The organism is Nocardioides sp. CF8, assembly GCF_000389985.1.
Taxonomy (GTDB): Bacteria; Actinomycetota; Actinomycetes; order Propionibacteriales; family Nocardioidaceae; genus Nocardioides; species Nocardioides allogilvus.
Genome location: NZ_CM001852.1, coordinates 311,116 through 313,207, shown reverse-complemented (window position 1 = coordinate 313,207; position 2,092 = coordinate 311,116). Strand labels below are relative to the sequence as shown.

Here is a 2,092-nt window from a genome sequence, read left to right as displayed (position 1 = left end):
CGAGCCTCCACGAAACCCGGGGCGATTCAGGTCGGCACCCATGTACACCAGCTGGACACCGGCCAGGGCGTCGAACTCATGGACGCGTTCGACCATGAGACGCAGGTTGGCTTCGTCTCGTTCATCCAGAAGCCGCGCTTGGACCCACGGCGAGTCGTCGCTTTCGGCGTCGACCGCGCAATACTCGGTGTTGACGGCTGCCCATCCGCCCTCTGCCCGCATCCCGCGCAGGTATGCCTGTGCGCCCGGGTACTCGACGCCCAGGCCGGAACAGTGCGGAGCTACGTAGAACCGGTTGCGGAAGGTCTTCGGCCCAACGCGGATCGGTTCGAACAGTGGTGCATGGCGGGGGTCCATCGTCATCTCGCCAACTTACGATCAGTGGGCGGCCGCACCTTTCACGGAGACGGCTAAGTCAGGGCCTGCAATGTCGGTCATCTGACAATGGCTTTTCGACCGCGCCGAGGAGTCGTCCCGGGTCGTAGACGACTCGCTCGGGCAGCGCAGATGTTCATGTAGAGACGCGTTGGACAGCCTTCTCGAATGCTGTGGGATCGAAGTACGCGTGCTCCGAACTCACTTTCCCGTCCACGATGGTGTCGACCAACGTGGCGTACCAATGGACCGGTACCCCTTCCGCCGGGGCACCGGGGCCCACGTATTGAGCTCGGCACGACAGCTCACCGACCACATGTGACTCGGTCGCCACGACTGTCACCAGTTCCGTGTCTACCTGTCCGCGGGCGAACAGAGCGTTGTAGTCGGACACGTGGCGCCTGAATGCGGCTTTGCCCAGAACTGGGGCGTCAGGAAACGGCATGTCCGTGTAGACCATGTCGTCTGCGAAGCAGTCGAGCAGCGCGTCGAAGTCACTGCTGGCCCACGCGGCAACTAGCCGCCTGAAGAGGGCCTCGTTGTCGGTGGCGACGTCTACTCGTGTGTTGATGCCGCTGTTGTCCGCGTCGAGGTCACCAGTACGTCGAAGGTCTCGTGCATGGTCGGCCAGGAAGGAGTCGATGTGGCGAGGCGGGTGCCCGACAATTCGTTCGACGTCGCCCGTGACGTTCGCGGTGTGTCCTTCGATGATGCTCTCGACGATCCGGGTCAGGTACGCGATGGTGTCCTCGTCGAACCCGTCACGGCGCATACGACTCTCGGCTTCGGCCACGGTTTCCTCGACGCCTAGCACGGGTGTGCCCGCGGCGGCGGTGATGCGTTCGGCGAGTTCCTTCAACGTGAGCGCTTCCGGGCCGGTCAGGTTGAGTGCCTGGCCGATCGAGCCGCCGCCGATCAGCAGTTCGACGGCTACCTCGGCGATGTCGCGAACATGGATCCAGGCGGTCGCCGAACCGCCGGTGGTCATCACAATGATGCCGTCGTCGCGGACCATCGGTCCGAAGAAGTCGTCGTCGATGATGTCCTGCATGAACCAGCTCGGACGGAGAATCGTCCACTGGAGATTCGTGGCCTCCACCGCCAGCTCGACCCGGCGCTCCGTTACGTCGTCAGAGCGGGTGTGAGTAGCGCATTCGGAGAGCAGGACGAGCCGTCGCACGCCTGCGTCTTCCATCGCTCGCAGGAACTCAGTCACGATCTCGACGACGTCGTCGGACTCAGGCTTCACGAGGTACACGGCATCGACACCGACGAGAGCCGGCTCCCAGGTCGAGCCGTCGTGCCAGTCGAACCTAGTCGGGACACCATGCCCACCAGAGAGCTCGTCCGGATTGCGTGAGGCTGCCTTGACTGAGACTCCGCGCGAGACGAGCCCCGACGCGACGTATCGTCCCGTCTTGCCGCGTGCGCCGATGACCAGAATTTGACTCATGATGGGCCCTTTCGTCGTGCCTGCGATGTTCATGCGCGACACGATTCGTGCGATCGGTAGTGGTCAGTCGTCATGGTCGTCGGTATCAGGTACCGGCGGACCGGGCGGCCCCGGCGGCTTGGGCGGAGGCTCAAGCTGCTCGTCATCACCTTGGGTACTCGCGTCTTCGACCTGAGACATCGTTCCTCCTAGGGGTGGGGGAACGACAGTGCCTTGACTGGCGTGCGCAACCTTTGAGTTGAGTCCCCGATAGTGGTGTAGCGC

General features: G+C 63.5%; 2 protein-coding genes. Both read right to left on the bottom strand.

All coding sequences use genetic code 11. The features are described from left to right. On the bottom strand, positions 1 to 363 hold a 363-nt coding region (locus CF8_RS01565; RefSeq protein ID WP_036489972.1), incomplete at its 3' end, for an oxidoreductase. A gap of 148 nt (positions 364 to 511) precedes the next feature. Beyond that, positions 512 to 1,861, bottom strand: a complete 1,350-nt coding sequence (locus CF8_RS20585; RefSeq protein ID WP_084622748.1) for an NAD(P)H-binding protein — start codon at positions 1,859 to 1,861, stop codon at positions 512 to 514. Positions 1,862 to 2,092 lie beyond the last annotated feature (231 nt).